The sequence below is a fragment of the Chitinophaga sp. 10T418 genome, assembly GCF_056394125.1.
The window spans coordinates 266,111-292,153 of record NZ_JBFTHG010000011.1; the positions used below are offsets into that span (position 1 = coordinate 266,111).

At 42.6% G+C, this 26,043-nt stretch carries 25 protein-coding genes; 16 read left to right on the forward strand and 9 right to left on the reverse strand.

Annotated elements, in window-relative coordinates; genetic code table 11:
* Window positions 1-43: 43 nt before the first annotated feature.
* Complete coding sequence (locus AC1DCV_RS27750) at window positions 44-877, reverse strand: hypothetical protein (protein WP_477026232.1); 834 nt, start codon at window positions 875-877, stop codon at window positions 44-46.
* Window positions 878-1,218: 341 nt separating this feature from the next.
* Window positions 1,219-1,671 carry an Hsp20/alpha crystallin family protein gene (locus AC1DCV_RS27755; protein ID WP_477026233.1) on the reverse strand — a complete coding sequence of 151 codons (453 nt, stop codon included), beginning with the start codon at window positions 1,669-1,671 and terminating at the stop codon, window positions 1,219-1,221.
* A 237-nt stretch (window positions 1,672-1,908) separates the two neighbouring features.
* On the opposite strand from AC1DCV_RS27755, the gene AC1DCV_RS27760 reads away from it, so the two are divergent.
* The 15 genes from AC1DCV_RS27760 (at window position 1,909) to AC1DCV_RS27830 (ending at window position 15,841) form a co-directional block, all read left to right on the forward strand.
* Window positions 1,909-2,322: a BrxA/BrxB family bacilliredoxin gene (locus AC1DCV_RS27760; RefSeq protein ID WP_133811681.1), complete on the forward strand. Its 414-nt coding sequence runs from the start codon at window positions 1,909-1,911 to the stop codon at window positions 2,320-2,322.
* Window positions 2,323-2,449: 127 nt separating this feature from the next.
* On the forward strand, window positions 2,450-3,772 hold the full coding sequence (locus tag AC1DCV_RS27765; RefSeq protein WP_477026234.1) for a prolipoprotein diacylglyceryl transferase: 1,323 nt from the start codon (window positions 2,450-2,452) through the stop codon (window positions 3,770-3,772).
* Between the two features lie 9 nt (window positions 3,773-3,781).
* On the forward strand, window positions 3,782-4,213 hold the full coding sequence (locus AC1DCV_RS27770) for a hemerythrin domain-containing protein (protein WP_477026235.1): 432 nt from the start codon (window positions 3,782-3,784) through the stop codon (window positions 4,211-4,213).
* Window positions 4,214-4,382: 169 nt separating this feature from the next.
* Window positions 4,383-5,318 carry a DUF2167 domain-containing protein gene (locus tag AC1DCV_RS27775; RefSeq protein WP_477026236.1) on the forward strand — a complete coding sequence of 312 codons (936 nt, stop codon included), beginning with the start codon at window positions 4,383-4,385 and terminating at the stop codon, window positions 5,316-5,318.
* Between the two features lie 333 nt (window positions 5,319-5,651).
* A complete protein-coding gene (locus tag AC1DCV_RS27780) occupies window positions 5,652-8,129 on the forward strand; it encodes a TonB-dependent receptor domain-containing protein (RefSeq protein ID WP_477026237.1) in 2,478 nt (825 codons plus the stop codon).
* Between the two features lie 337 nt (window positions 8,130-8,466).
* Complete coding sequence (locus tag AC1DCV_RS27785) at window positions 8,467-9,033, forward strand: RNA polymerase sigma factor (protein ID WP_441571769.1); 567 nt, start codon at window positions 8,467-8,469, stop codon at window positions 9,031-9,033.
* Window positions 9,033-9,590: a hypothetical protein gene (locus AC1DCV_RS27790; protein WP_477026238.1), complete on the forward strand. Its 558-nt coding sequence runs from the start codon at window positions 9,033-9,035 to the stop codon at window positions 9,588-9,590. The genes AC1DCV_RS27785 and AC1DCV_RS27790 overlap by 1 nt, the downstream gene beginning before the upstream one ends.
* Window positions 9,574-10,659, forward strand: coding sequence for a hypothetical protein (locus AC1DCV_RS27795; protein ID WP_477026239.1), 1,086 nt, complete (start codon window positions 9,574-9,576; stop codon window positions 10,657-10,659). Before AC1DCV_RS27790 ends, AC1DCV_RS27795 begins: the two co-directional genes overlap by 17 nt.
* A 41-nt stretch (window positions 10,660-10,700) precedes the next feature.
* Window positions 10,701-11,435: a head GIN domain-containing protein gene (locus tag AC1DCV_RS27800; protein ID WP_477026240.1), complete on the forward strand. Its 735-nt coding sequence runs from the start codon at window positions 10,701-10,703 to the stop codon at window positions 11,433-11,435.
* Window positions 11,436-11,528: 93 nt separating this feature from the next.
* Entirely contained in the window at window positions 11,529-12,020 is a 492-nt protein-coding gene (locus AC1DCV_RS27805) for a YajQ family cyclic di-GMP-binding protein (RefSeq protein WP_477026241.1), read from the forward strand.
* Between the two features lie 74 nt (window positions 12,021-12,094).
* Entirely contained in the window at window positions 12,095-12,346 is a 252-nt protein-coding gene (locus tag AC1DCV_RS27810) for a type B 50S ribosomal protein L31 (RefSeq protein ID WP_079473370.1), read from the forward strand.
* A gap of 70 nt (window positions 12,347-12,416) precedes the next feature.
* Window positions 12,417-13,595, forward strand: a complete 1,179-nt coding sequence (locus tag AC1DCV_RS27815; protein ID WP_477026242.1) for a putative sugar nucleotidyl transferase — start codon at window positions 12,417-12,419, stop codon at window positions 13,593-13,595.
* A 13-nt stretch (window positions 13,596-13,608) separates the two neighbouring features.
* Window positions 13,609-14,370: a triose-phosphate isomerase gene (gene tpiA, locus AC1DCV_RS27820; RefSeq protein ID WP_477026243.1), complete on the forward strand. Its 762-nt coding sequence runs from the start codon at window positions 13,609-13,611 to the stop codon at window positions 14,368-14,370.
* Window positions 14,371-14,505: 135 nt separating this feature from the next.
* The gene (locus tag AC1DCV_RS27825; RefSeq protein ID WP_477026244.1) at window positions 14,506-15,102 is read left to right on the forward strand and encodes a 2'-5' RNA ligase family protein; all 597 of its coding nucleotides are present in this window, start codon (window positions 14,506-14,508) and stop codon (window positions 15,100-15,102) included.
* 451 nt (window positions 15,103-15,553) lie between these two features.
* Window positions 15,554-15,841 carry an acylphosphatase gene (locus AC1DCV_RS27830; RefSeq protein WP_331961360.1) on the forward strand — a complete coding sequence of 96 codons (288 nt, stop codon included), beginning with the start codon at window positions 15,554-15,556 and terminating at the stop codon, window positions 15,839-15,841.
* A gap of 346 nt (window positions 15,842-16,187) precedes the next feature.
* Here AC1DCV_RS27830 and AC1DCV_RS27835 read toward each other — a convergent pair whose 3' ends face one another.
* The 7 genes from AC1DCV_RS27835 to AC1DCV_RS27865 all read right to left on the reverse strand — a co-directional run bounded on the left by AC1DCV_RS27835 (window position 16,188) and on the right by AC1DCV_RS27865 (window position 24,924).
* Window positions 16,188-17,315: a C1 family peptidase gene (locus AC1DCV_RS27835; protein ID WP_477026245.1), complete on the reverse strand. Its 1,128-nt coding sequence runs from the start codon at window positions 17,313-17,315 to the stop codon at window positions 16,188-16,190.
* Window positions 17,316-17,428: 113 nt separating this feature from the next.
* A complete protein-coding gene (locus AC1DCV_RS27840) occupies window positions 17,429-19,750 on the reverse strand; it encodes a M56 family metallopeptidase (protein WP_477026246.1) in 2,322 nt (773 codons plus the stop codon).
* A gap of 10 nt (window positions 19,751-19,760) precedes the next feature.
* Window positions 19,761-20,150 carry a BlaI/MecI/CopY family transcriptional regulator gene (locus AC1DCV_RS27845; protein WP_477026247.1) on the reverse strand — a complete coding sequence of 130 codons (390 nt, stop codon included), beginning with the start codon at window positions 20,148-20,150 and terminating at the stop codon, window positions 19,761-19,763.
* A gap of 100 nt (window positions 20,151-20,250) precedes the next feature.
* The gene (locus tag AC1DCV_RS27850) at window positions 20,251-21,216 is read right to left on the reverse strand and encodes a sterol desaturase family protein (protein ID WP_477026248.1); all 966 of its coding nucleotides are present in this window, start codon (window positions 21,214-21,216) and stop codon (window positions 20,251-20,253) included.
* A gap of 24 nt (window positions 21,217-21,240) precedes the next feature.
* Entirely contained in the window at window positions 21,241-22,107 is an 867-nt protein-coding gene (locus AC1DCV_RS27855; protein ID WP_477026249.1) for a DUF4249 domain-containing protein, read from the reverse strand.
* Between the two features lie 21 nt (window positions 22,108-22,128).
* Complete coding sequence (locus tag AC1DCV_RS27860) at window positions 22,129-24,510, reverse strand: TonB-dependent receptor (protein ID WP_477026250.1); 2,382 nt, start codon at window positions 24,508-24,510, stop codon at window positions 22,129-22,131.
* A 201-nt stretch (window positions 24,511-24,711) separates the two neighbouring features.
* Window positions 24,712-24,924 (reverse strand): hypothetical protein, encoded by a 213-nt coding sequence (locus tag AC1DCV_RS27865; protein WP_441571756.1) that lies wholly within the window; start codon window positions 24,922-24,924, stop codon window positions 24,712-24,714.
* A gap of 107 nt (window positions 24,925-25,031) precedes the next feature.
* Here AC1DCV_RS27865 and AC1DCV_RS27870 point away from each other — a divergent pair, with 107 nt between their 5' ends.
* Window positions 25,032-26,030 (forward strand): helix-turn-helix transcriptional regulator, encoded by a 999-nt coding sequence (locus tag AC1DCV_RS27870; RefSeq protein ID WP_441571755.1) that lies wholly within the window; start codon window positions 25,032-25,034, stop codon window positions 26,028-26,030.
* Window positions 26,031-26,043 lie beyond the last annotated feature (13 nt).

The following is a 26,043-nucleotide window of genomic DNA, read 5'->3' on the forward strand; positions in this document are numbered from 1 at the left end:
GTATTAATATGGTGGCTTTGTTGTATAACACAGATGTGTAGGTCTATCCTTCCTTAGAATCATTCAGATAGTCAATAGCAGTACCACATTGCTTCTCTATTTCCGTAAAACATACTTCCAGCAATTCCAGTTCCCCCTTTAAAAAAGCAGATTTACCGGAGCGGGAAAATCCTTTTACCAGGAGAAATTGTTTGGTGAGGTGTTGATTAATCAGCGATAAGTGTTGTTGCTGTTTCTCCGCAGTTCTCTTTTGCTCCATCGATATAATGTTGCGGTAATATTGTCCGAGTGCCCTTATCAGGAACAACAGGTACATGCCAACGATCAAAGGATTGGCGAGGTATTGGAAGGCAGAAGAATACCCCGGACTTACATACACACCTATGTTGTTCAGTTTCACATAGGCAATGGCTACCAGGTACCCGCAGAGGATCAGACTCCAGATAAGCGCAGTCCTCAGATTAACGGTGATATAACAGAGTAATATGCTCATGACCCATATCAGCGTGTATTTGGGACTAAGGTCCTGATTATTGAAGAAAGATGAAATGATGGGAATACATAAGGTGGTGAAAGAAGTTAACAGGCCTACTTTTCGGGCGCTGACCCTTTTTCTCAGCATCAAAAGGCAAACCATCAGGATGGTGATCATCAGTGGGATGAGCAACATGTTCACTATGTTCTGGCTGAGCATATTGATGAAAAGAAAACTCATCAGCAGAACGATATAGAAGAAAGCGTAGTCAAAAATGAGTTTGATCTTTGCCTGTTCGTATGTGTTTTCCGTATGAAGGATCACATTCCCAATCACTGCTTTCTCTGTGTTGAGGTAAATATTTTTTATAGATAACCAGCCTTGCCGGAAGAGCTTTGCCATTGTTGCGTGCTTAGGAAAGCAAATTATTGTATAATAAACTATGGTAGATTCAACGTTCGTGGGAATTTTACCAGCTTTTAGCCATTAGCTTTTAGCTTTTAGGGAAATGCAGCGGAGATTGCATTAGTTGTATTTTATAAAAAAATAGCGAAGACCACCATATGATGTATGATGATCTTCGCTGGATTTCCCTAAAAGCTAATGGCTAATAGCTTTTAGGGAAATGCAGCGGAGATTGCATTAGTTGTATTTTATAAAAAAACAGCGAAGACCACCATATGATGTATGATGATCTTCGCTGCATTTCCCTAAAAGCTAAAAGCTAATGGCTAAAAGCTATTTTATTCCACTACTATTTCTTTCGGGGCATCCTGTTTGTTTTCCTTTTTACCAAGGGTTACTTTCAGGACACCGTTATCATATTTTGCATTGATCTTGCCGGCATCTACCAATTCACTGATGGTAAATGAGCGTTTGAAGGATTTGAAGCTAAACTCACGACGTACTTGTTTGTCGCTTTCGTTTTTAGTTTCAGCTTTCTTTTCTGCACTGATAGTGATCGCTTTTTCATCGGCGCTGATCTTAAAATCTTCTTTGGAGAAACCTGGTGCTACTACATCCAGCAAGAAGGCTTCTGGTGTTTCAACGATGTTTACCGGAGGATGTGTGGTAAAATAATCGTTGGTCAGAAAATCATCTTTCACGTATTTGTTTAATCCGCCGTTGAGAATGTCTTCAACAATTCCACCAAATGATTTAGGAAGGGGGCTGTGGTTAAATTTAATGTGTGTCATAGTTTCTATAAATTTTTTAGTGTGAAATCAATTTTTGTTTGATATCCGGTACAGATCAAATGGGATACCATGCCGTAAAAACTGCTATTTTGTTAGTAAAAAGGTTACAGATTGCGACATTATGTCATTTGTATTGTAGTTATTATGTCAAAAAGTCTAATTGCTCATCCATTTTTTTACTTTCTGGGTTCATATAATTAACTTTGTAAAAAATATAAACAGAAAAAACTATAACATATGTATCCAGCGGAATTAGTAATGCCAAGAAAGGCGGAGTTAACAGATAATGGTTTCCAGGAGTTGCTGACGGCAGATAGCGTTGACGAAACACTGAAGCAGGACGGAACTACCCTGGTAGTAATCAATTCAGTATGTGGTTGTTCTGCAGGTACTGCTCGTCCGGGCGTACTGATGGCAGTAGCACACAGCGAAAAGAAACCAGACAGGCTGACGACCAGCTTTGCAGGTTTTGATGAAGAAGCAGTAAGACAAATCCGTACTCATCTGATGCCTTACCCACCTTCTTCTCCAGCGATTGCGTTATTTAAAAATGGTGAATTGGTGCATTTTATCGAGCGTCACATGATTGAAGGTCGTTCTGCGCAAATGATTGCTGCAAACCTGGCCGACGCTTTTGAACAATATTGCTAAATATTCACATTTCTAAAATCCAATTTAGAAATTCGAAATTGCATCGTACTTTGGTGGTTTGATTTTCCTTTTGATTAAATTCGGCTTTGTTCATAGGAAAGTTCAGATCACCAATTTTTTTACGGCTATGTATCCTAATTTATATTACGCGTTCAGAGATCTGCTTGGCTTAGAGATTCCGGTTTTTAAAATTTTACAGACGTTTGGTTTTTTTGTGGCCATGGCCTTCCTGGCCGGCGCCTACATCCTGACGCGTGAACTGAAACGCTATGAACAACAGGGATTGCTGAAAGGTATTCCCGAGAAAGTAGTCGTAGGACTTCCTGCTACCCAGGGGGAAATTATAGGTAATGCGGTGGTAGGATTTATCATCGGATATAAGATACTGGGTATATTTTTTCAATGGGACACCGCTTCCCCTGACCTGCAATCATTTGTATTTTCCAGTCAGGGCAGCCTGATCGCCGGTATTCTGGTAGCTGCTGCTATGGCGGGTTATAAATATTATTCAAAGAAGAAACAGGCATTGGCCAAACCAGTTGAACAAACAGTGATGGTAATGCCCCATCACCGTGTACCCGACATTATCGTAATGGCGGCTATCGCTGGTTTACTCGGCGCCAAAATTTTCCATAATCTGGAAAACTGGAACGACTTTGTACAAGATCCGATTGGCGCCCTATTATCTTTCAGCGGACTTACCTTTTACGGAGGCCTGATTGTAGCAGCCATTGTGATTATCAGCTATGCCCGCAAAAAGCAATTTAATATCCGTGCACTGATAGATAGCGCGGCTCCTGCATTGATGCTGGCTTACGCCATCGGCAGAATGGGTTGTCATTTTTCAGGAGATGGCGACTGGGGAATCTATAACAGTGCCTATACAATCGACACTAATACCGGGCATACCGTGAAAATGGCGCCTGCCAACTTTCCGGATGCAGTACAGAAAAATGTCGGATTCTTTCAGCAACAAGCAGGGTTCGTTGAGCAACAACATGTCAACGTTGAAAAGATACCACATGCTGCCTTCGAAAAACCAGCTGCACTGGGCTTTATGCCCGACTGGCTTTTCGCTTACGGTTATCCGCATAACGTTATTAAAGAAGGTGTGCAGATAGCTGGTTGTGATGGTCCCTATTGCAAAGTATTACCAATTGCCGTATATCCTACACCGTTATATGAGATCATTGTATGCCTGGCACTATTTTTTGTGCTCTGGGGTATTCGTAAAAAGATAAAAATACCAGGAGTAATATTTGGTATATACCTTATATTAAATGGTGTAGAACGATTTTTTATAGAGAAGATAAGGGTAGATACCCGTTATGACATCTTCGGCTTTCATCCTACCCAGGCGGAAATTATATCTACACTCCTGGTGATTGGTGGTATTATATTGATTGTCATTTACCGTAAAAATAATACTGCCACAAATAAGCTTTCCTGATATTATTATATGCAACGTCACCCTTCTTTAGTTCCTTTGTCGCATGAGCACAAGCGCCTTTTATTTGTATGCCGCTACCTGAAAAAAGATGCCGCCCCGTATGAAGGCTTTCCACTGGAAACACAGGCCAGATTTGAATATATAGTAAAGGTATTCCAGGAACTGATGGTACCACATATCCAGAAAGAAGAATACCTCTTCGAGAAATGCGCCGGCAAAAATGCCACTATTGACGCTATGATACGGGAATTACAGGAAGAGCACCTGGTTATTTCCCGGATGTACAGTACCCTCACCGATAGTACGGACCTGGATACTTCTATGGACATACTGGCAAACGCCCTGGAAACACATATCCGTAAAGAGGAAAGGGAGTTTTTTGAACTCCTGCAGCAGGAATTACCGGCGCTCCTGGCCGGTCTGCAACTGGAAAGCCAATAAATGTATTTAACGTGCTATTGTACAGATTCAATTTTAAAACTAATTTTTCAGCAGAGTTATAGTAGCACTATCTATTTGTATTTTTAATCTGACTATTAATCGTAACCTTTTACTGGTTTATCCTTGTTTGTTGAGCTGATAAATAACCTGTGGCTATTTAATTAGAGTTATGCGTACGTTTTATTGCAGCTTCATCGCGTTTTTTTGTTTGACTATCAGCCTCAAATCCCTCGGATTATCCAGGGAAGATAGTCTGAGCAGGTATGATAAGCTGGATTCGTCTGACATTATAGTGGCATCCTTTTCTTACAAGGTGGGTGAACAGGAACTGGGACAAGGAGCAACTTTACAGGTGCCGGAAGGATTCCGGTTGCTGGATGCTGCCCAAAGCCGGTTGCTCGTAGAGTCTTTATGGGGTAATCCTGAAAATCCTAATACACTGGGCGTATTGTTACCAGAAAGGGCAGGCCCTATGGATAAGGATTTCCGTGGTTTTGTGATTTCTTTTGAGCCTTCCGGATACCTGGATGAACAGGAAGCCGGGAAGATCAACTATAGTAAACTGCTCCATGATATGAAAGAGGAGCTGAAAAATGAAAATGTATTACGCAGTCGCAAAGGGGCTGGAGTGATTACCAGCATGGACTGGGCATTCCCTCCTTATTTTGATAAAAACAATCTCACCCTGCACTGGGCCAGGATATTACATTTTGATGGAATCACTCCTCCTGTACTTAATTATGAAGTACGACTCCTGGGTAGAAGAGGTTCCCTCTGTTTTACCGCTATTGGTAAAGCTGGCGACATCGGGAGAATCAGGAAACAATTACAGCAGATCGCCTCCTCGGCGCATTTTACCAATGGAAATGGTTATGCCGATTTTAATCCCCGTACAGACCCATCTGCCCGCTGGACACCTGAAGAAGTGTTTATCAGTAGCAGGGTATTGTCTGTGGATAACCTTTTATTAGGCTTACGCAGTACCTTATCGATGTTGCTGGTATTCCTATGCATGGTCTTATTTATATATGCGATGCAGTTCTACCACCATCGCCGCAAGTCTACCTATCGTAAAATGATAGATTTTGATGAGCGACTGAATTAAACAGCCCTTTTCTTTATCATCTTCTTACTTTCTTATCCCCTTATAATACCGGCCATCCTGTATTAACACCGCTATTTTATATAGTACAGGATCTCGTGCAACTTTATCTCTCCTCAGTCGTCTTTTTAATCGTTCCATAGTTTTTTACCATTCGTCCCTTTCTATAGACCGCTTGTGTAATGCTATGTACTGTGTAATACATAATACCTACTTTTACATCGTAGTAGTTAATCTACTGTAGTAAGTCTAACTACTGTAGTATATAAGCTAAGGATCTAAAAAAGTATGTATTTAAAAGACCAAACAACATCTAACACTCTAAATCGCCCTTATATGAAAACAAGTTTTAAAGCTATAACATTAACAATGAGTATGTTAGCTACAGCTTTAACCTCCATGGCTCAAAATACCTCCGGTGTAGCAGGACAAGTTAACCAGGCAGGTAATAAACCAGTAGAGTTTGCTACTGTAACCTTATTAAAAGCAAAAGATTCTTCCCTGGTGAAAGGGGCGATCGCAGATATCAATGGTAAGTATGAATTTGAACAGGTAAAACAAGGTCAATACCTGATAGCGGCTGTGTCCGTTGGTATGTCCAAAGCATATAGCAAAGTATTTGATGTTGCCGGCAGCGCTGTTCGGGTACCCGCCCTGTCGCTGGAAGTTGCTTCCAAAGCATTGAAAGGAATTGATGTAACCGCACGCAGGCCATTTGTAGAGCAGAAAGCAGATAAAATGGTGGTAAACGTGGAAAGCAGCATCACCGCTTCCGGTGGCTCTGCAATGGAAGTGCTGGAAAAATCGCCGACTATTAATGTAGATAAGGATGGTAATATTTCCATGAAAGGTAAAGGCGGCGTGGTTATTATGATAGATGGCAAACCGACCAACATGACACCGGAAGATGTGGCCGAATTGCTGAAAAGTATGCCAGCTACGAATATTGATCAGATCGAATTGATTGCCAATCCTTCCGCCAAATATGATGCAGCCGGTAATGCAGGGATCATTAATCTGAAATTAAAAAAGAACACCAGCTACGGTACTAATGGCAATGTTACCCTGGGTGCCGCTATCGGTAAATGGCCCCGCATGAACGGTGGACTAAACCTGAATCACCGCAACGAAAAGTTTAACATATTCGGTTCTTATAACTATAGTCACCGTGAGCAACAGCAGGATCTGGGCCTTTATCGCTCTATTCAGGATAATAAAGGATTCAGCGTTTACGACCAGATAAACAACATGAAGCAAACATCTGATTATCATGGTGGTAAAATCGGAGTGGATTATTTCATCAGCAAGGGACATACCATTGGCGTAATGGTGGATCTGGCAGACAGAACCCGTGAATTTCCTTCTTATTCCGCCACCAAAATAGGTAATGGTAAAACCGTAGATTCTATTTTATATACCAACACCAACTACGATGCTAAATGGAGAAGAGGCGCTTACAACGTGAACTATCGTGGTATCCTGGATAGCACTGGTAAAGAACTGAACGTGGATCTGGACTATGCAAGGAACACTGACAAACAGTTTAATGGTATCTATGCAATTTCCCGTGATGTAGAGGGAAAAAGAATACTGGGTGCGGATACTTCCCGTAATAACCAGCCTTCCAGCATAGAAATAAAAACTGCCAAGATTGATTACGTACACCCCCTGAAAAACCAGGCCAAGCTGGAAGCAGGTGTGAAAGTGAGTTTTGTGACTACAGATAACGATGCACGTTTTGATTCATTAAAAAGCGGAAACTGGATACTGGATGAAAACCGCTCCAATCATTTTATATATAAGGAGAATGTGAATGCTGCCTATATCAACTTCAACAAACAGTATAAGAAATTGAATGTGCAGTTAGGTTTGCGGGGAGAACAAACACATATTACCGGTAACTCCACCTCCATGCAGGGCAAGGAAAATAAGGTGGTGAAAAATGACTCCTCTTATTTTAACCTGTTCCCAAGTGCAGCGCTGACATACACCCTGAACAAAAGCAATACCCTTGGATTCAGCTATAGCCGTCGTATTGAGCGTCCAAGCTACGAGGATCTTAATCCATTTGAATTCTACCTGGACAGGTATACCAAGGAAGCAGGTAATCCAAATCTGAAACCACAATACTCCAACAACTTTGAAATCACACATACTTTCAAGGAATTCCTGATCACCTCTATAGGCTATTCACGTACAAAAGATATGATGACCAGGATCCTGGAAGCGGACGTGGATAAGTCAACAGGAGATACTTCCATTCTCCGGTATAAATACATGAATGTGGCCAATGCGGATAATTTTAACCTGAATATCTCTTTGCCAATGCCTATTACCAAATGGTGGATGAGTTTTACCACGGTATCTGTTTCCTACGGAAAATATGAAACGGTAGTAAATAATAATCCGGTAAAACTCTCTTCCGGTGGGTTCTTTGGTCGCACACAACAAACATTTACCATTAATAAAGATATGGCAGCTGAAGTCACTTACTTCTATGTTTCGCCGCAGGTAACCAATGAAGGATTATTTAGAATGAAATCTATGTCTTCACTGGATCTGGGTGTATCAAAGAAAGTATTGAAAGGTAAAGGCTCCCTGAAACTGAATGTAGCCGATGTTTTCAAAACCAATTACTTCCGGGGATCTTTTGAAAATGCCGGTAAATACACTTCTGTATCCAGTGGCCGGGATAGCCGGCAGGTGAGACTGACCTTTAACTATCGTTTTGGAAACACAAACGTAAAGGCCGCCCGTACCCGTCAGACAGGATTGGAAGCAGAACAAAATCGTGTAAAACAGGGTGGTAACTAACAGCCCCCTGTCCTAAAGATGGTTTTTTAGGTATATAAAGGATGGAAAAACGTAGCCTCTCATTGGGCTGCGTTTTCCTTTCAAACTTCCGGACCTGGGATATGTTGGTTTCGTCACAGAAAAGAGGTCTTTGGTGTAATTTGATAGCAACGGACAGGGCATTAGTATAATTTTGGAAAATATTTTATACCAGATATAATTTTCATCCATCTCTATAAATAATTAATAATTAAATAGATAAGAGAGTCATAGCTGTTTTGGAGACGGGCTAAAGTCACAATAAGCCGGAAAATCCTTTCAACGACATGCAACCTTTTTTACAATTACTGTCTTTATAATGAAAGCATCAGCCACTAACTTGAATCAAACGCAAATAGCAGAGAATGTAGTAGACCGCTGCAAAAAGGGGGATGTTCGCGCATTCCGTGAATTGTACGACGCGTACGCTGCTGCTATGTATAATATCTGTCTGCGGATGACAAATAATGTGAGCGATGCGGAAGACACCTTGCAAGAGGCTTTCATCCAGGTGCACAAGCACATTCATAAACTGGAACGTGATAACAGCGTTAGTGCCTGGATTAAGCGGATCGTGGTAAATCATTGCCTGAATACACTTCGTAAAAAGAAAGTGTATTTTGAAGATGTAGACGAAGTGGAAGTGATGACAGAAGAGGGAGTAGACGAAGCCCAGTTTACCTGGACCGTTGCTGCTGTAAAATCTGCCATCCATGGTTTACCGCAGGGATATCGTACCGTATTGAATCTCTATCTTTTTGAAGAGTATTCACACCGGGAAATAGCAGAAATGCTGGGTATCACCGAGTCTACCGTGAAAACGCAGTATATGCGTGCCAAAGAGAAAGTAAGGCAAATTGTAAAACAGCAAAATGTAACTCGTTAATGCCAGACAATTTTGAAAGTTTTATCCAACAGCACCGTGAAGAATTTGAGGTGCCCGGACCTTCACCAAGGGTTTGGGATGCAATGGAGAAAGAACTGAATAATCAACGCAAAGGTAGGGTAGTACAGCTTTTACAGAAAAACTGGTTTAAAGCAGCTGTCATATTAGTATTACTGGTAAATGCCGGTGCCTTGTTTTATTTTGCCAAACATAAACAGCATCAGCAGCAGGAACTGGCAGTAATAGCGCCTGAGATGCAGGAAGCAAAAGCATACTATACCTCACGTATAAACGAAAAGCTGCAGCTGATCAATGCCTATCCGGTGAATGAACTGGGACTGGACAGTGCCGCCCGTAAGGAACTTGAACTTCGCAACGATACTTATAAAGCGCTGGAAAAAGAATTAAAGAACAATCCCGGCAATGAAAGAATCCGCGCTGCACTTGTACGCTACTACCAGCTGAAGCTGGATTTACTTGACAAAATATTGGAAGAGTTGCAGCACAAACGTGTAACTCCCGCTCACACAAAAAAGCAATATGAAGCTGAGATTTAAATGCTTGTTATTCCTGTTGCTTCCGTTACTGGCACAGGCTCACAATGGAGGAACGGCTTACAAGAAAACAATCGTTAAAGATTTTACAGTAAGCGACAATGCTACTTTAAGCATTGCGAATAAATATGGTAAGATTATTTTTCATGCCTGGAACAAGAATGAAATTAAAGCTACCATTACCATTACCGGCTTCGGCAAAACAGATGAGCAGGCCCGGTCTATCGCAGAACTGGTAGATATTGACACTGATAAAAGCAGTAGCACGGCAATATCTATGCGTACCGCTTACAGCCCTAGCAAAGGAGGTTCCAGCTGGTTTTCCTGGGGTGGTAAAATGGATTCCAAAGATTATGTGAATATTGACTACGATATATATATTCCGCAAAGTCTGCAAAAACTGGTAGTAGAGAATCAGTTCGGAGATGTGATAGCAGACAAGTTCACCTTCCCTGCCATGCTGGATATGAACTATTGTACGTTTGATATCCGGGAAGCCGAAGACCTCACCTTTAGAATCAATTACTGTGATAAAGGCAAAATCGGGAAAGCCGGTAAAGTGAATGTGAAAGGCAATTATTCTACAATACGTGCCGATAAGCTGGATGCACTCGAAACCAGCTCTAACTACAGCGAATATACGGTGGGCAAACTGGGAAGTCTGAAGATAGCCGCTAACTATGATGATTATAAAGTAGAATCGGCAGATTGGGTAGAGGGCCGTTGTACCTACTCTGATGTAAGGGTAGCCGAACTGCAGCAGGGGATGAACATGAGAATGACGTATGGAGATGTGAAGGTGCTGAAAGTGGGGAGTGGCTTTAAACAGGCTGATTTCCAGCTGACCTATTCTGACTTAAAAATGGCTTTTTCCCGCAGGCAACCACTGAGTATTCACGCAAACCTGGTCAATGGGGACCTGGATACAGGCGGACTGGAGCTGAAGAATACCGTATCTAACAAGAGAGGCTCCACGCTGAATTTTTCAGCACAGGCAGGGGGTGGGAGTGAGTCATCTCCTTATATAAAAATACAGGGAACAAACTCCGATGTTAATCTTGATATTTTTTAAAATATAGCATCATTCTAAAATCTTAAAAATACAGTTACACTATGAAACGATTAGCCACGTATTTGATGATCGCGCTGCCATTGCTGTTGGCCGCCGGTGTATTTGCTTCCTTTAAACATATTACAGAGGAAAGGATCAGGGGTAATGGAAATGTGAAACAGGAATCGAGGGATGCATCTGCCTTTACAGATATCGGTACTTCCGGTGTATATAAAGTAATCATCACACAGGGAAACACACATAGTATTAAAATAGAAGCAGAAGAAAACCTGCTGCCTTATATTATTACAGATATTTCCGGTGGTGAGCTGAGTATCCATTCTAAAAAGGGATATAATATTCAACCTACCAAAGAGATTAAGGTATATGTAACCTTGCAGAAGGTTGATAAGTTGTCTGCCAGTGGTGCGGGTGGGTTTACCAGTACTGGTGTTTTAAGCAGCGATCAGATTCGGCTGCAATTCAGCGGCGCTGCAGATGCCAATCTGGATATCAAAGTGCAATCGCTGAAAGTAGGATTATCCGGCGCCAGTAATGTAAAACTGAAAGGGAGTTCGGAAAGTGCCGAATATGGTATTTCTGGTTCAGCAGACATCGAGGCACTGGATTTCTCTGTCAATGATGTAAAAATCGGCATTTCCGGTACCGGTAAAGCAAAGGTGTTTGCCCAGAAGAAACTGGATGTAAGCATTTCCGGTATGGGTAACGTAAAATATAAAGGTGATCCGGGCGTAACAAAGGCCATATCAGGCATGGGCCGGATCAGTAAGATTTAATAACAAGTTAGATTTAGAGTATATATGCGGCAGGTAGTTCTCTACCTGCTTTTTCTTTTTTATATTTGCTGTTCGAATATAAAATTTTTAGTTATGCCGTCCTTTGATATTGTTAGCAAAGTAGATTTACAGACACTGGATAATGCGATTAACACGGTGAAGAAAGAAATTACCAACAGGTTTGATTTCAAGGGTTCACATGTGGAAATAGAGCTGAATAAGAAAGAACTGGTGCTTAATATAGAAGTAGATAGTGACATGAAGCTGGGGCAGGTGCTGGACGTATTGGTGAGTCGCACAATGCGTCAGGGGCTGGATGCTTCTATTTACGATCTCAGCAAGGAGCCTTATCAGAGTGGGAAGGTATTTAAAAAGGAGATACCTGTGCGTAACGGGATCAAACAGGAAGATGCCAAGAAGATAGTGAAAATGATTAAAGATGCCGGGTTGAAGGTACAGGCGGCCATTATGGACGATATTGTACGGGTAACCGGCAAAAAAATTGATGACTTACAGGAAGTTATACAGAAAGCGAAGGAATCCAATCTGGGCATACCTTTGCAGTATATAAACATGAAATCCTGATTTTTTTACGAATAATCTTTGGGTGTTAAAGAAAATTAGTTAACTTTGCACCCTGTATTTACAATAATTTTGATATGAAACAGGGAATCCATCCAGAAAGTTACAGATTTGTGATATTTAAAGATATGTCAAACGGTGAGAGCTTTTTAAGCCGCTCTACTGCTCCTTCCAAAGAAACTGCAAAGTGGGAAGACGGCAATGAGTATCCGTTGATCAAGTTGGAAATTTCCAATACTTCTCACCCTTTTTATACTGGTAAGAACGTATTGGTGGATACTGCAGGACGTATTGACAAATTCAACAAGCGCTACGCTAAGAAAGCATAGTTTCTAAGTAAAATATTTTTTTAGGGAAATCCCATCGGCTTATCGATGGGATTTTCTATTTTAGCCCCTTATGGAGCGTAATTATATTCTTTTTGACACGCCCGTACGTGAACTGTTATACCCTTTTACACATACAAGACCCATCGCCGCCTGCAGAGTAGGAATACTCACGATACAGGAGAAATGGGAACTCTGGCTGGGTACGGGAGTTAGTCATTTTACTGTACCGCACTTACAGGATAAATATCCTTTGCTGCACAAAGACAGCCAGACTGTAAACATATTATTGAGTGGACATATATTGCCGGATGCCGGGTTGGTAGCAGCCATTGCGGCGCTGCAACCGGATCAGGAGCTGTATAAAGATCACCAGTTACTGGCCAAAGCGGTGTTGGGACCAGGGGGGCCTACGTTATTGGCAGGCGACCGGAAAAATTATCCGGGAGAAGTACTGGGAATTTATAAGCCTTGGGATATCTTTGCGCTCAACGACAAAGCAATCAGGGCAGATTATAAGCTACTGACAGCAGGCCGGACATCGGCTATCTTATCACACACCAATCAACAAATCAATCATACGGATATTTTCCTGGAGCCAGGCGCTAAAGTAGAGTGCAGTGTACTCAATGCCAGCACAGGGCCTATTTATATCGGGAAGAATGCGGAAGTGATGGAAGGTTGTCTTATCCGCGGACCTTTTGCACTGGGAGAAGGGGCGGTGTTGAAAATGGGTACAAAAATATACGGGGCTACTACCCTGGGACCCTTTTCGACCGGTGGTGGTGAAATCAAAAACAGTGTGCTGTTTGGCTATTCCAACAAGGGGCATGATGGTTACCTGGGAGATGCTGTAATAGGAGAGTGGTGCAACCTGGGGGCTAATACTTCCTGTTCCAATCTGAAAAACAATGTATCCACTGTAAAAGTATGGATGGAGGCGCATGGAGAGGCGGTATCAGCAGGCATGAAATGTGGGGTGCTGATGGGGGATTACAGCCGTTGCGGCATTAATACGATGTTGAATACCGGGACGGTGATAGGTGTGTCCAGCAACGTATTTGGAGGGCATTTCCCGCCTAAATTTGTGCCTTCTTTCAGTTGGGGCGGCAACGATACTTACCGTTTGGAAGAAGCCCTGAAAGATGCCGGTAACTGGATGGTTTTAAAAGGACAAGCCTTATCAGAAAAGGATAGTGAGGTATTGAAAGCGGTATATGAATTAGTAAAACAGAAAGACCTTAAAACTTAATATCACAGTATTTATGAGAAAGAAAATTGTTGCAGGTAACTGGAAAATGAATCTTACGCTGGCACAGGGCGAGCAGCTGATCAATGACATTCTGCAGGCAGGACTGACATTGAAAGAAGGACAGGAAGTAGTAGTGGCTACCCCTTTTCCTTATTTGCTGAAAGCAAAGGCATTACTGAAAAACTATCCTGGTTTTTACGTAGCTGCACAGAATTGCGCGAGTGAAAAGTCAGGCGCTTATACAGGTGAAGTATCTGCTGAAATGCTGCAATCAATAGGAGTGGATTATGTGATTCTGGGTCACTCTGAAAGAAGAGAATATTTCCAGGAAAGTAATGCAGTGCTGGCAAAGAAGATCGACCAGGTACTGGCCAATGGACTGAAACCGATTTTCTGCTGTGGTGAACCCCTGGAAATAAGACAGGCGGAAACACAGAATGACTATGTAGCGAAGCAGCTGGAAGAGAGCCTGTTTCATCTGACAGAAGAACAACTGAAGCAGGTGGTGATTGCTTACGAACCTATCTGGGCTATTGGTACGGGTCTTACGGCCAGTTCTGCCCAGGCACAGGACATGCACGCATTCATTCGTTCGCAGATTGCTAATAAATTTGGCCGTGAAGCCGCTTTACATACTTCTATTTTATACGGAGGCAGTGCGAAGCCAGGCAATGCAGCAGAGCTGTTTTCCTGCCCTGACGTAGACGGGGGCCTTATTGGTGGCGCTTCTTTGGTGGCCGCTGATTTTGTGGCGATTATAGAAAAGCTGTCATAAATAAATAATTGAGAAATACGCAGTTAGTAAAGCTGCGTATTTTTTTAGTAAAAAATGCTAAAAAAATTAGTAATTCTGAAAAAAGGTTGTATATTCGTATTGTCATTCTAACAGGGAGAATTAAAATATCAGGTTATGAATACGAATTATGAAATTTCGGAAGAGTTATTTGATTATTTATTGGTAGTGAATCCGGATGCTTTGGTATCTAAAGACGTGACCCGTATCCGGCAGTTTGTAGCTGCGGAGTTAAACGATACAGGAATGTCGGGAGCACCAGTTCATGTGGCATTGTTCAGATCAGCCTTCCCGGAGCGTTTTCAGGAAGATTTTGTTACCATGCTGGAAGAGGTAGCGCGTAAACAGGCAGGTTTTGCCATTTACACGTCTAAAATGGATGCGTTCAGACATGCAGATGGACACAACAGTGTTTTCATCAATGTAGCTAACCCCAAGCCTCTGATTGAGTTGCACCGTAGTATTTTGCAGGCTTTTGAATTGAAGCCGCAGACTTTCAAGCCACATATTATGCTGGCAAGAGGATTACATGATGCAGAAGTCAATATGGTCATGCCATTACTGGCGCAGCAAATATTTGTACGCAGCTTTAATTGTCATTGTTTTAGTTTGCTGAAAAGGCCTGCTGCCGGTGGTAAATACGAACGCGTAAAAGATTTTGTATTTGGAGATATTGAACACATGGTTGGTTCGTTGTTTAATTATGCTGCATAAGCAACCATAAAATTGTCTGATTCAGGGATTGCCGGGTGGTAGATTCGCAGAATTGATGGACTTGGGACGGATAAATAATTTGTTATCCCTTCCCTATATCAATGTTCATCAGTGTTTGTTTCTCTCAAGTTAACCATCCTTTCATACCGTTGCGTTGCAGTCCTTAGCTGCTATCCTAGGATGGTAGCCAGCTGCAGCCGTTATTGATCCGTTAGTACCCCAATTTCATGTAATGCTGCGTATCCATTATCCGGTAAACCCTGGTTCAGATTAATGTTTGTATGAATGAATACTTTCCTCATCTTTATTCCATTCATTCCCTTTTGTAATAAGTTTTTAGTTGTTTGTATCTTAGCGGAAATTTAGAATGTTTTTTGAGAGTGTCCTTCTCCATTTGTGTATAATATGCAGTCAGGAATTGGGCAATTACCGCGTTAATCGAATAAAATTTATGACAACTAAGACAATTGTACACAAGGAAATTATTGTGAAAGGCCGTGTGCAGGGAGTAGGATTCAGGGCTAATGCAAAACGTGTAGCCGATTCAATGAATGTACAGGGACAAGTAAAAAATCTGCTGGATGGAAACGTCTGGATCCTGGCAGAAGCAGAAGAACAGGCAATGGAAGATTTTATTGACTGGTGCAAATCAGGGCCTGCTATGGCAGCAGTAAAAGAGCTGGAAATTACAACTGGCGACGTACAACATATTAAAGGCTTTACTATCCTTTATTCATAAATCCCTGGTCCGGTTTACAGCGGGTGTTCAGATACCTATGTCAATCAATCGCAGAGAAAAAGTTAACCGTGACCTGTTGACAACAGGCGCAAAGAAATTTAACGGGGCAATGCAACTGAATACGACCGTATAAATTTCTTTGCGCTTTCGTCATGTGATATAGTAGGTGCTTGCTATGAAATGCTGCACTATCATCGGGTGATATAATAAGTGTTTGCTGTAAAATACAACGCTTTCGTCATGTGTAACAAGCGTTTGCTGTAAAACATCAATTGAAAGCTGTTGCGACCCAGGCAGCGGATACTGCATGAGTGATAATACTGCAAAGTATATTCTGTAATAAGTATTAATTAATACTGTACTTCTTCTGTAAAGACTTGTCCAGTGCAGCTTTAGGTACTACTATTGTAATTGTATTCACGGCAAAATAAGCCTCTGAAACATTTACATAACCACCAAATGGACTGGAATTAGCACCCCATGAATTTTTTACCAGGAAGAAGGTTTTACCCTTGGGAGTTTTCTCAATCCCCGTAATATGCATCAGGTGATCATCCTGCGTAATCAGTTCTTCGTATAGCTGTTGGCGTGAGTCCTGTGTATAGGAAGGTTCCGCCATATCGGGATCGATGCTATCTTTCTTCGGCGAAGCACCTGGTTCAGGTAGTAACGCGAAGCCTTTGCTGGAAGCGAATCCTCTGTTGCTCACATCTGCGTCCCACAACACTGTATAACCTTTTTGCAATGCAGTTTCGGTAATACCGGTGAGTTCTTTTAACGGTACATTGTAATAGGCGCCGTTTGAGAAGTTATCCGGTACTTCTATGATGAAAGATTTGTAGAAAGGGTGATGCGTAAAGGAAGTGAGAAATACGTAATCATCCGCATTGAACTTCACTACTTCTTTCGCAAAGGTTTGTGGTGTATAGGTTTTGCCATTGTACTCAAACGAAGCAGGGGGCTGTCCCATGTAATTGTCCAGTATACCGGTAAATTGTGTCACCCAGTTATCAGGCACCGGTGAAACCTTAATGATACTATCCAGGTATTTCTTCATGGCAACCACCATCTCTCCGTGGTTGTGGGTAGTGGCGTTGCCTTTCAGCCCACTGTACACGCTTTCAGGTTCTATGCCGTAGGCAGCAATAGATTGAATTACATCATGTGCCAGACCGCCTTCGTCAAAACGTGCGAAGCCCTGCCGCCGTACATAGTTTTTTGCTTTTTCTATATAAACATTACGGGCGGTAAACATTTCAGAGAGATCCAGCTCTGGCATACCTTTGCGCAAACATTCCGATTCTACCATAGAAGTAGATGAAAATGACCAACAGGTGCCGGTCATTCCCTGATTTTTTACTGGGGTAGTTGCGTTGATTTTCCCATTTACCAGGTTGTTGATCACTACGCTTTTTTCCTGTGCATTCGCCATGATGGCGGTAAACATGGCAAGTGTAATACAAAATGCTTTCATATACTATATCGTTAAATAATTAACCTAAAGATAAGTGAACCGCTATAATAAAAAATACCATTACCGTATGAACGGTAATGGTACGGATGCAATCTGCAATAGAATGGCAGTAATTAGTTTTCTATATCGGTATTATAAGTGTTTGAAGATCCTTTTATATTTACACGCTTTGCTTTCAGGTATTTGCTGTATTTATCAGCTACTTTATCGGATTGCTTTACACCATTGATAAATAAGCCTTTATCATTTTTTTCCACACTGTAATCCTTCTTTGTATCCAGCAGGTTGTCGGCCTCCATTCTGCGTAGCATTTCCCGGTAGCTGTCAGCGACTACTCGTTGTTCATCTGCTATTTTCCGGGCTTTGTCTGCAACATCTCTATGTTCAGCGGCTGTCTTCCTGGCTTTGTCTGCAACATCCCTTTGTTCAGCGGCTACTTTCCTGGCTTGTTCAGCGGCTTCTTTTTTGAGATCTTCTCTTGACCGACCATTTTCTTCTCTTGTTTTGCCGGCTTCCCGTCTTGTTCTGGCGGCATCTGCCAGGGCTTCTGCTCTTTGTCTGCGTACTTCCTCCAATTGATTAGACGTGTATTCCTGTGCATTGCCAGCCATTTTGCGGGCTTCGTCCAGTTCTTTCCGCACCTGTTCACTTACATTCAGGCTGGTATAAGCCTGGGCCAGATTTTTACTGATGGAAGCGAAGTCAATATTTTTCAGTGCAGCTGCTGCTTCAGCCTGGGCTTTATTGATCTGGTTCCAGTCAATATTTTTAAGGGCGGCCACGCTTTCAGCCTGTGCTTTGCGGGTTTCAGCAGATAGACTTTGCCAGTCGATGTTTTTAGTAGCTGCCTGGATTTCCGCCTGTACTTTCTTCATATCCACTTCTTTCAACTGCTTCATAGCCTGTTGAACGCTGCGTTGTGCTTCCCTGATTTGTTTACGGATCTCTTCTTTATTAACCTGCACATCATTGGTACTATACACGTCCGTGTGTACATTGGTGTTTGTATTGACATTTACTTTTGAAGATACCACAACAGGTGTGCTGTCTCCGATTTTATGGAAACTATAATTATAACTGTAGGTCTGTGGTGCTATCGGCGTGAAGTCGGCAGACAATGCTCCGTCTAAAGGAGCTATCGGTGCCAATGGCTTCATCGGAGCTGGACCAGGGGCTGCCGCAGGAGCTGCTGCCGGCATAATATCCGGTTTTGCAGGTGTGCGTGGTACCGGAATAGCGGGATCTGCAGTATCGATGATCACGTTATCCAACTGTTGTTTGAAACGATCGGTTCCGGCGCTGGATGGCTCCACAACATAATCTATAGCAGTAGTAACATTTTTGCGTGGTACGGAATCGATATATTGTTTTTCTGCTATTTTCTTTTGTTCAGTTTCATTGCTCTTCCCTTTGGCAGGGTTTAACCAGGCGATGGATACCAGGCCGGTGGCAATGATTAATACTGCTAAAAATTTCTGACTATAATTAAGGTGTTTAGTTTTCATTTCCATGATGCGTTTAATGCGGTGAAACAGATGTTGTTTACTATCTGCAGCAGCCATGGTAAGCCGGTTGGCGGTCAACCGGTATTGTTCCAGCGCTACCAGTGCATGCGCATATTGCAGCGGTTGTACGGTATTCGCTATTACCAGGTCATCGCAGCAGTGTTCTCTTTCTATACGGATGGTTTTGGAAATCAGCCATACAAAGGGATTAAAGAAAAGAATTGTTTCAACAATTGATTGGAAGATATTCAACAGATAATCATTGCGTTTGATATGCGCCAGTTCGTGTAGTAACACGGCTTCCAGCTGTTCTTCAGTAAGATTGTTGACCATCGCCACCGGCAACAGGATGAGTGGTTTTAAAAAGCCCAGCATAACGGGTACCTGTACATGTCTGGAGATCAACAGTTTCACCTTGCGGGGAATTTGAAGTTGAGCCGCCAGTTTATCCAGGTGTTTATCCCATGCGGCGCCCATAGGCTCTATCCTGGTAGTGCGAATCTGGTGAAGCTGAAACAGATCGGAGAACAGTTTAATGGTCATACCTGTCATGCCCACTATGTAAAGCGTTACCAGCAAAGGAAAACACAACTCCAGATTGGGAAACAGCCATATCAACGGATCCTGGCTGGGATATACCGCCTGCATGGGTACAGGACCCTGCAGTGGAATATTGCCGCGAATCTGAATAATGGTTTCTCTTGCTTCCTGCAGCCGCTGTACATGCATATACAACGTAGCGAGAAACCAGGTAAAAATGCCGGAGAGTGATAAGAGCGATAAGTTATATCTGATTCTCGCACCAGCCAGCGGCCAAAGTTTTAATACTATCCGCAAACAGGCATAGATAAAGAATGCCTGCCACATGGAATGAAGGATCGTCCATCCCAGGGCGCGTACAAAGTCGCCCGTAATAGGTAATAAGTTCATGGTACCAGATTTACCTGTTGTTCTTTTGTTGTTTTTCTATTGCTGACAAATACTCACGGATCTTTTCCAATTCCTCGTCTGATGACTGATGATGGCCAAGGGCCTGCATGACCAGCTGAGAAGCTGAACCACCAAAAACCGTGTCTATCATTTTATTGAGTAACTGTTCCTGTGTTTTTTGCTGTGAAACGGCGGCGGTATACACATGGGTTTTGCTGCTGGTATCGCGTTGCAACAGCGCTTTCTCATGCATAATCTGCATTAGCTTAAGTGTAGTGGTATAACCGGCATCTTTCGTTTGAGATAAGATATCATGTACCTCACGAACGGTGCTGGGGCCTTTTTCCCAGAGTACACCCAAAATTTCCAATTCACTTTCTGTAGGCCGGATCTGTTTCAAAACAATGTGTATTAATGATGATTATTGTTGTACGAATATCTTCGTAAACGAATGTACGATAGTTTTCGTAATTGCCAAATAATTTGAAGGATTATTTCTTTCAGATGCGATTTTGCTCCTGCCGCAGCTGCCTGGTCGTTTTCCTGCTACCATCCGCACTCCAGCCTGGTGCATCAAAAATGTAATGCCATGCTTCCCGAAGGGAATGGGAATGCCGCACGTCCTGCCATATATCTACCCATTCGTGGGTGGCTATACGGAAGGGATTATAGCTATGTATATTTTTAGTAAGACCATATACCGGCCGTTGTTTTTCCGGTGTGAAAGTTCCGAACAGGCGATCCCATATGATCAGTATACCCGCGTGGTTGCGATCCAGGTAATCCAGGTCAGAACCATGATGTACCCGGTGATGGGAAGGCGTATTGAAAACGTATTCTATGGGCGCCGGCAATTTGTTGATGACTTCTGTATGGATCCAGAACTGGTAAATCAGGCTGATAGCCTGCATACTCATCACCATTACCGGATGAAATCCCAGCAATGGCATCCAGAGCCAGAACGTAAATGTGCCGGTTAAGTTTCCTGTCCAGTTTTGCCGCAGGGCAGTGGCCAGGTTATATTTTTCAGAGGAATGATGGATGACATGAGAAGCCCAGAAAAACCGGATGGTATGACTGCTGCGATGAAACCAGTAGTAACTGAAATCATCTGCAAAAAAACATAAAACCCATGCCCACCAGGTAAAGCCTAATGTAAACAACCGGAACTGGTAAAGGAAAAGATAAATCCCGAAAATGACGGCTTTGGTAAAAATACCGATGAATACATTGCCCAGCCCCATCGCAATGCTGCTGAGGGCATCTTTGGGCTCATACATATTCTTCTTATCGATAGTGGTGAAGATGATCTCCAGCAATAAGAGCAGCACAAATCCGGGAATGGCATATGTAATCAGGTCGGGAGGCATATCGTTGTAACTTTCTGCTACTGAAGTTAACGATTTTTTGGAGCCATTGGATGGAATCGGCTTAATAAAAAAATGCAGCGGAAATTTCCGCTGCATTTTCACTAAAACTATACCTAAAACTTACTTACCAAAGCTTTGTTCCGCCCTGCTGACCGCAGAAGTGCCGAACCAACCTAATATCCTTATTTGTCCTTTCGGGGTGGTGTTCTTTACATTACTCTTCACGTTTTCCAGCACTTTGGCAAATAACCCACCGGCATTTACCTGGGCATCTACCTGGGTCAGGAAATCATGAGCAGGATAGGTTACTGACATCAATTTTACAATCACCTTTTCTCCTTTCAGGAAAGGCTTACTGTAGTTGGTTATTCCTTCTTCTATCGGTAAAATAAACGGATCTCCATCAGAAACACCGGCATCATAAGAACCATCTATTGAGAAGTTATCTTCTAAACGTTTAATGGTATCATTGCGATAAGAGCGGATCCAGTAATAATCTACGGTATCCTTGAGATCCCGGGCATAAAACCTGGCATAGTAGCCTTCTTTATTACTGATCGATTCTTCTTTTGTTTTGAATTCATAAGAGATAGAATCAATACGGGGTACTCTTTTGATACTGTCTAATGCTTCGAAGGTTTCTCCTTTGTATAAAATCCGCAGTTTGTACGCATGTCCTATCACACCAATGGGCTTTGCTGTTGCATCGTAACTATACATTTTGTCTTTAAACAAAAACGGATAGGTAGCACCGGTGGTCAGGTCATATAACGTGATCTGGGCATCATCAATGATGGGAGCCGGGTTGTTATCCGTATATGGTACAGACATGGTGAACTTTATTTTCTGCAATCCGGGCTCGTTGGTAATCCATGCATCCAGTACAGGAAAAGAGGTGCCTTTCGCAATGTTCAGGTCTATCTTGTCTTCGCAGGCGGTTAAACCCGCAATGGCAGCAAATAATATGAGAAAGAATGATTTTTTCATCTGATCTTGAATTTTGGACAATTAGAACTTAAAGTTGTACGTGATACCCGGGATAATAGAACCTATGATAGACAGGCGGGTTGCTTCACGTTGGGTTGGATCATCTTCATTTTGTTTAAAGTAGATGGTGTAGGCATTTCTGCGACCATATACGTTGTACAATGAAAATACCCATTCTCCCTTCCAGCGCTTGAGTTGTTTGCCTTTCAGGGTCATAGACAGATCCAGGCGGTGATAAGCTGGTAAACGATAGTTATTACGCTTTTCAGTACTGTTATAAGGGATGTCCCAATCCTGGAACTCCAGTCTGTTATCCGCGAAAGTACCTGGTGTGCCTGATGCAAATACCCAGTTGGCAGACAGAGAGGTACGTTTCGTGAAGGTATGTGTTAATACAAGGTTCAGGTTGTGGGTGCGATCGTAGCGGTTCAGGAACCACTCATTCATACTAATACCTGGTGTTTTTCTTTCTGTACGTGACAGGGTGTAACTTACCCAGCCGGTAGTTTTGCCGATATCTTTTTTAACATACAATTCCAATCCGTAAGCGCGTCCCTGTGAAGGCAATAAATCTGCTTCGATCAAGGGGTTCAGCTGCAGGTTGGCATTATCTATATAATCCACCTGGTTATCGGTTGTTTTATAAAATACTTCGGCAGATAATTCATAAGCATCGTTAGGAGCATTATAAAAATAACCTGCTGTATACTGATCCGACACCATTGGCTTGATGTTGTTGGTGCTGGGTGTCCAGATATCCAGTGGGGTAGGAGAAGCAGTATTAGACAACTGGTGCATGAACTGGGTAGTTCTGCTGTAAGCTATTTTCACCGCATGTTCGTCTGTAAAAGCATAACGGGCGCTGATTCTTGGTTCAAAGTAGTAATATCCCTTAATCAGATCATTGTCACTATAGTCTTTCGTTCCGGTCAGCCTTTTGCGGATACCAGGGGTGGTGTCAGCATAGAAGTAAGCGGTGCTTTTGCCAAGAAACTGGTAAGCAGAAAGGCGGCCGCCGTACTGAATACCGAATTTTTTAGAGGGCTTGTACTCATGATCAATATACACCGCAGACTCGAGTGCATGTTGATCATTCAGTTCTTTTACATGTTTGACATCACCATTCGTGCTGGTACCAGTTCCGGGTTTGAAGGTATAGTAGATACCCTGTACACCAAAGTGGAGGCTGTTGGAAGAGTTGATATAATAGGTGAAAGATGGTTTTAAGCCGTAGTTAATGATATTGGAAGTCCAGTCGTAGGCCTGGGATTCTTCATTGGCCTTTCTCTTGGAGTCGTTGCTGAAGGCGAGACTGTAATCATACTTACTATAATAAGTAGTCAGGTTCAGGAACAGGCGGTTGGTAAAAACGTGGTTCCAGCGAACGGTGGCAGTACTATTACCCCAGTTCATGTTCACGTCTTTTCCGAATCCGAATACATCCCTTCCGAAGTAGCCACTTACGAAGAGGGAGTTGTTTTTATTGAATTTGTAATTGGCCTTGGCAGTGATGTCGTAGAAATTGAGTTTGGTATCTTTCATATCTCCCTTTACAAAAGGCTTCATCAGCAGATCTATATAGGATCTTCTCGCAGCCACAATGAAAGAGGCTTTATCTTTTACCAGTGGTCCTTCTACAGACAGGCGACTGAAAATATTACCGATACCACCGTTTACGGCGAAGTTTTGGTTGTTACCATCTTTCATACGTATATCCAGTACAGAAGAGGTACGGCCACCATATTCAGCGGGGAATCCACCTTTAATCAGGTTCAGGCTTTTTACGGCGTCCGGATTGAACACAGAAAAGAAGCCGAGCATGTGGGTGGAGTTGTATACGGGAGCTTCATCCAGGAGGATGAGGTTTTCATCGCTGTTACCACCGCGTACATTAAAGCCGGAAGCACCTTCACCTACGGTGTTTACTCCGGGGAGGGTCTGAATAGCACGCAGTACGTCTACTTCACCCATGAAGGTGGGCATTTTTTTCATCTGGGCAATATCCAGTTTATTGATACTGGTATTGAGGGTATTTACGGTCCTTTCCTGTTTCTGACCGTTTACCGTTACAACATTCAGTTGGCTGCTGGTAGCTTCCAGGCTGACGTCTACAGTTGCATTCTTTTTTAGGTTGACAGTTGTTTTATAAGTTCCGTAGCCCATATAAGAAAACTGCAGTTCGTGTTCGCCTGCCGGAAGCGTGAGGGAGTAAAATCCGTATTGGTTGCTCACGGTACCAACGGAGGTGCCGCTTTTTCCAATAGAGATACCCACCAGGCTTTCTCCGTTTTGTTTGTCTTTTACATAGCCGCTTACGGTATATCGTTGCTGCTGTGCGGTTGTTGTTTGTCCTGCTAGGAGGAGAAGGAGCAGAGACAGCAACATGGTTGCCTTAGTTTTCATAAAAATTAAGTCCTTTTTATTATAATTTCCATTGCTTTTTCGAGCATGTGCATATAAGACGTGGCAAAAATATTATACCCCTACGCGAATAAATTATTTTTTTTATAAATAGAATAAAGCTACCTAATGGAAGAAATAACAGGGCTAAACCGTTGTTATTTCTTCCATTAGGTAGCTTTATATGTTGTGCAGTATATTTATTTAGTCCAGAATATCACAGTTGAACCCCAGCCGGGTCACAAATTCTATGATTGTTTGTTCAGCTAACGATTGAGGGCTGACAACACGCAATACTTTGTCACAGTCTTCCAGATCTACACTACAGGCGTTCACGGTAAATTGTGCGGAAATTGCGTTTATGACATTGTTTCTATCCTTAACAGTTGTAATATTGGTACGGAATATTCCCATCATGGCGTAATTAATTTAGTATTCGGAATATTTTTATGCAAATTTGCTGCTGTTATCCCATATAACTGTTACACGAAACGGATTAACACTTATACGAAACGGATTTTTTTATGGGCATAGTTATTACAAATGATGCCAACCATGTACTGCTGACGGAGGACACGCCTTTTGACTATCAGAAAATCCGGTCCCGGGCTATTATTGAGGAAACCCAGGAAATGAAACATGATTTCGGGGAGGCCAGTTTCCGGGAATATTGTTTTGATGGTATCAGTATCGCCTGTTGTAAGGCCGATGTGTATGAAAATATTCATATCCACACAGACTTTCAGGAACCCAGGGTATTCATGATGTTTATGGAGCAGGGAGATGTTAGTACTTCCCTGGAAGGGGTGAGCGACCATTTTAAGTTCAGCACCCTGGAACATAACCTCCTGTTCAATCCTTACGAATCAGAGACCGCAGGAGTAAAGAAGCAGCGGGACATCCAGTTTTTTGGATTGAATTTTATGCCTGGTCGTTTCCTTGAACTGGCGGAAAACAATGGTAAGGTGCTGGGCGATCTGGCTGATAATGTGGCAGGAAACCGCACTGCGGCGTTGGCAACAAAGTTCAACCCCCGTATTACGCCCCGTATGCGGATGGTGATCGAAGAAGTACGTCAGTGTAAGTTTCAGGGAGGCCTTAAAAAGCTTTTCCTGCAGTCAAAAGCCATAGAGCTGCTGGCCTTGCAATGTGATCAGATGGAAACAGACCATCTTTCTGCTGCCCCTGCAAAACATAAGATCTCCGCCAGTGATGTGGAGAAATTATATTTTGCCCGTGACCTGTTGCTGCAGCATGTACAACAGCCGTTGAGTCTGGAGCAGTTGTCAAGGAAAGCAGGATTGAATGAGTTTAAGCTGAAGTCCGGTTTTAAGGCTGTTTTTGATAATACGGTATTTGGTTTCCTGAATGATCACCGGCTGGAGCTGGCGCGGGAGATGATTTTGAGTGGACATCAAAGTATGGCGATGATTGCGGAAGAGGCGGGGTATTCATCTCCACAACACTTCAGTACGGCATTCCGTAAGAAATTTGGTACGAGTCCGGGAAAAATGAGAAATTAAAAAAGTACAGGAC

Bases quoted from the DNA above. Each gene is read 5' to 3' on its own strand.
- AC1DCV_RS27750 (WP_477026232.1), bottom strand. From the start codon at position 877: ATGGCAAAGCTCTTCCGGCAAGGCTGGTTATCTATAAAAAATATTTAC.
- AC1DCV_RS27755 (WP_477026233.1), bottom strand. From the start codon at position 1,671: ATGACACACATTAAATTTAACCACAGCCCCCTTCCTAAATCATTTGGT.
- AC1DCV_RS27760 (WP_133811681.1), top strand. From the start codon at position 1,909: ATGTATCCAGCGGAATTAGTAATGCCAAGAAAGGCGGAGTTAACAGAT.
- AC1DCV_RS27765 (WP_477026234.1), top strand. From the start codon at position 2,450: ATGTATCCTAATTTATATTACGCGTTCAGAGATCTGCTTGGCTTAGAG.
- AC1DCV_RS27770 (WP_477026235.1), top strand. From the start codon at position 3,782: ATGCAACGTCACCCTTCTTTAGTTCCTTTGTCGCATGAGCACAAGCGC.
- AC1DCV_RS27775 (WP_477026236.1), top strand. From the start codon at position 4,383: ATGCGTACGTTTTATTGCAGCTTCATCGCGTTTTTTTGTTTGACTATC.
- AC1DCV_RS27780 (WP_477026237.1), top strand. From the start codon at position 5,652: ATGAAAACAAGTTTTAAAGCTATAACATTAACAATGAGTATGTTAGCT.
- AC1DCV_RS27785 (WP_441571769.1), top strand. From the start codon at position 8,467: ATGAAAGCATCAGCCACTAACTTGAATCAAACGCAAATAGCAGAGAAT.
- AC1DCV_RS27790 (WP_477026238.1), top strand. From the start codon at position 9,033: ATGCCAGACAATTTTGAAAGTTTTATCCAACAGCACCGTGAAGAATTT.
- AC1DCV_RS27795 (WP_477026239.1), top strand. From the start codon at position 9,574: ATGAAGCTGAGATTTAAATGCTTGTTATTCCTGTTGCTTCCGTTACTG.
- AC1DCV_RS27800 (WP_477026240.1), top strand. From the start codon at position 10,701: ATGAAACGATTAGCCACGTATTTGATGATCGCGCTGCCATTGCTGTTG.
- AC1DCV_RS27805 (WP_477026241.1), top strand. From the start codon at position 11,529: ATGCCGTCCTTTGATATTGTTAGCAAAGTAGATTTACAGACACTGGAT.
- AC1DCV_RS27810 (WP_079473370.1), top strand. From the start codon at position 12,095: ATGAAACAGGGAATCCATCCAGAAAGTTACAGATTTGTGATATTTAAA.
- AC1DCV_RS27815 (WP_477026242.1), top strand. From the start codon at position 12,417: ATGGAGCGTAATTATATTCTTTTTGACACGCCCGTACGTGAACTGTTA.
- tpiA (WP_477026243.1), top strand. From the start codon at position 13,609: ATGAGAAAGAAAATTGTTGCAGGTAACTGGAAAATGAATCTTACGCTG.
- AC1DCV_RS27825 (WP_477026244.1), top strand. From the start codon at position 14,506: ATGAATACGAATTATGAAATTTCGGAAGAGTTATTTGATTATTTATTG.
- AC1DCV_RS27830 (WP_331961360.1), top strand. From the start codon at position 15,554: ATGACAACTAAGACAATTGTACACAAGGAAATTATTGTGAAAGGCCGT.
- AC1DCV_RS27835 (WP_477026245.1), bottom strand. From the start codon at position 17,315: ATGAAAGCATTTTGTATTACACTTGCCATGTTTACCGCCATCATGGCG.
- AC1DCV_RS27840 (WP_477026246.1), bottom strand. From the start codon at position 19,750: ATGAACTTATTACCTATTACGGGCGACTTTGTACGCGCCCTGGGATGG.
- AC1DCV_RS27850 (WP_477026248.1), bottom strand. From the start codon at position 21,216: ATGCAGCGGAAATTTCCGCTGCATTTTTTTATTAAGCCGATTCCATCC.
- AC1DCV_RS27855 (WP_477026249.1), bottom strand. From the start codon at position 22,107: ATGAAAAAATCATTCTTTCTCATATTATTTGCTGCCATTGCGGGTTTA.
- AC1DCV_RS27860 (WP_477026250.1), bottom strand. From the start codon at position 24,510: ATGAAAACTAAGGCAACCATGTTGCTGTCTCTGCTCCTTCTCCTCCTA.
- AC1DCV_RS27865 (WP_441571756.1), bottom strand. From the start codon at position 24,924: ATGATGGGAATATTCCGTACCAATATTACAACTGTTAAGGATAGAAAC.
- AC1DCV_RS27870 (WP_441571755.1), top strand. From the start codon at position 25,032: ATGGGCATAGTTATTACAAATGATGCCAACCATGTACTGCTGACGGAG.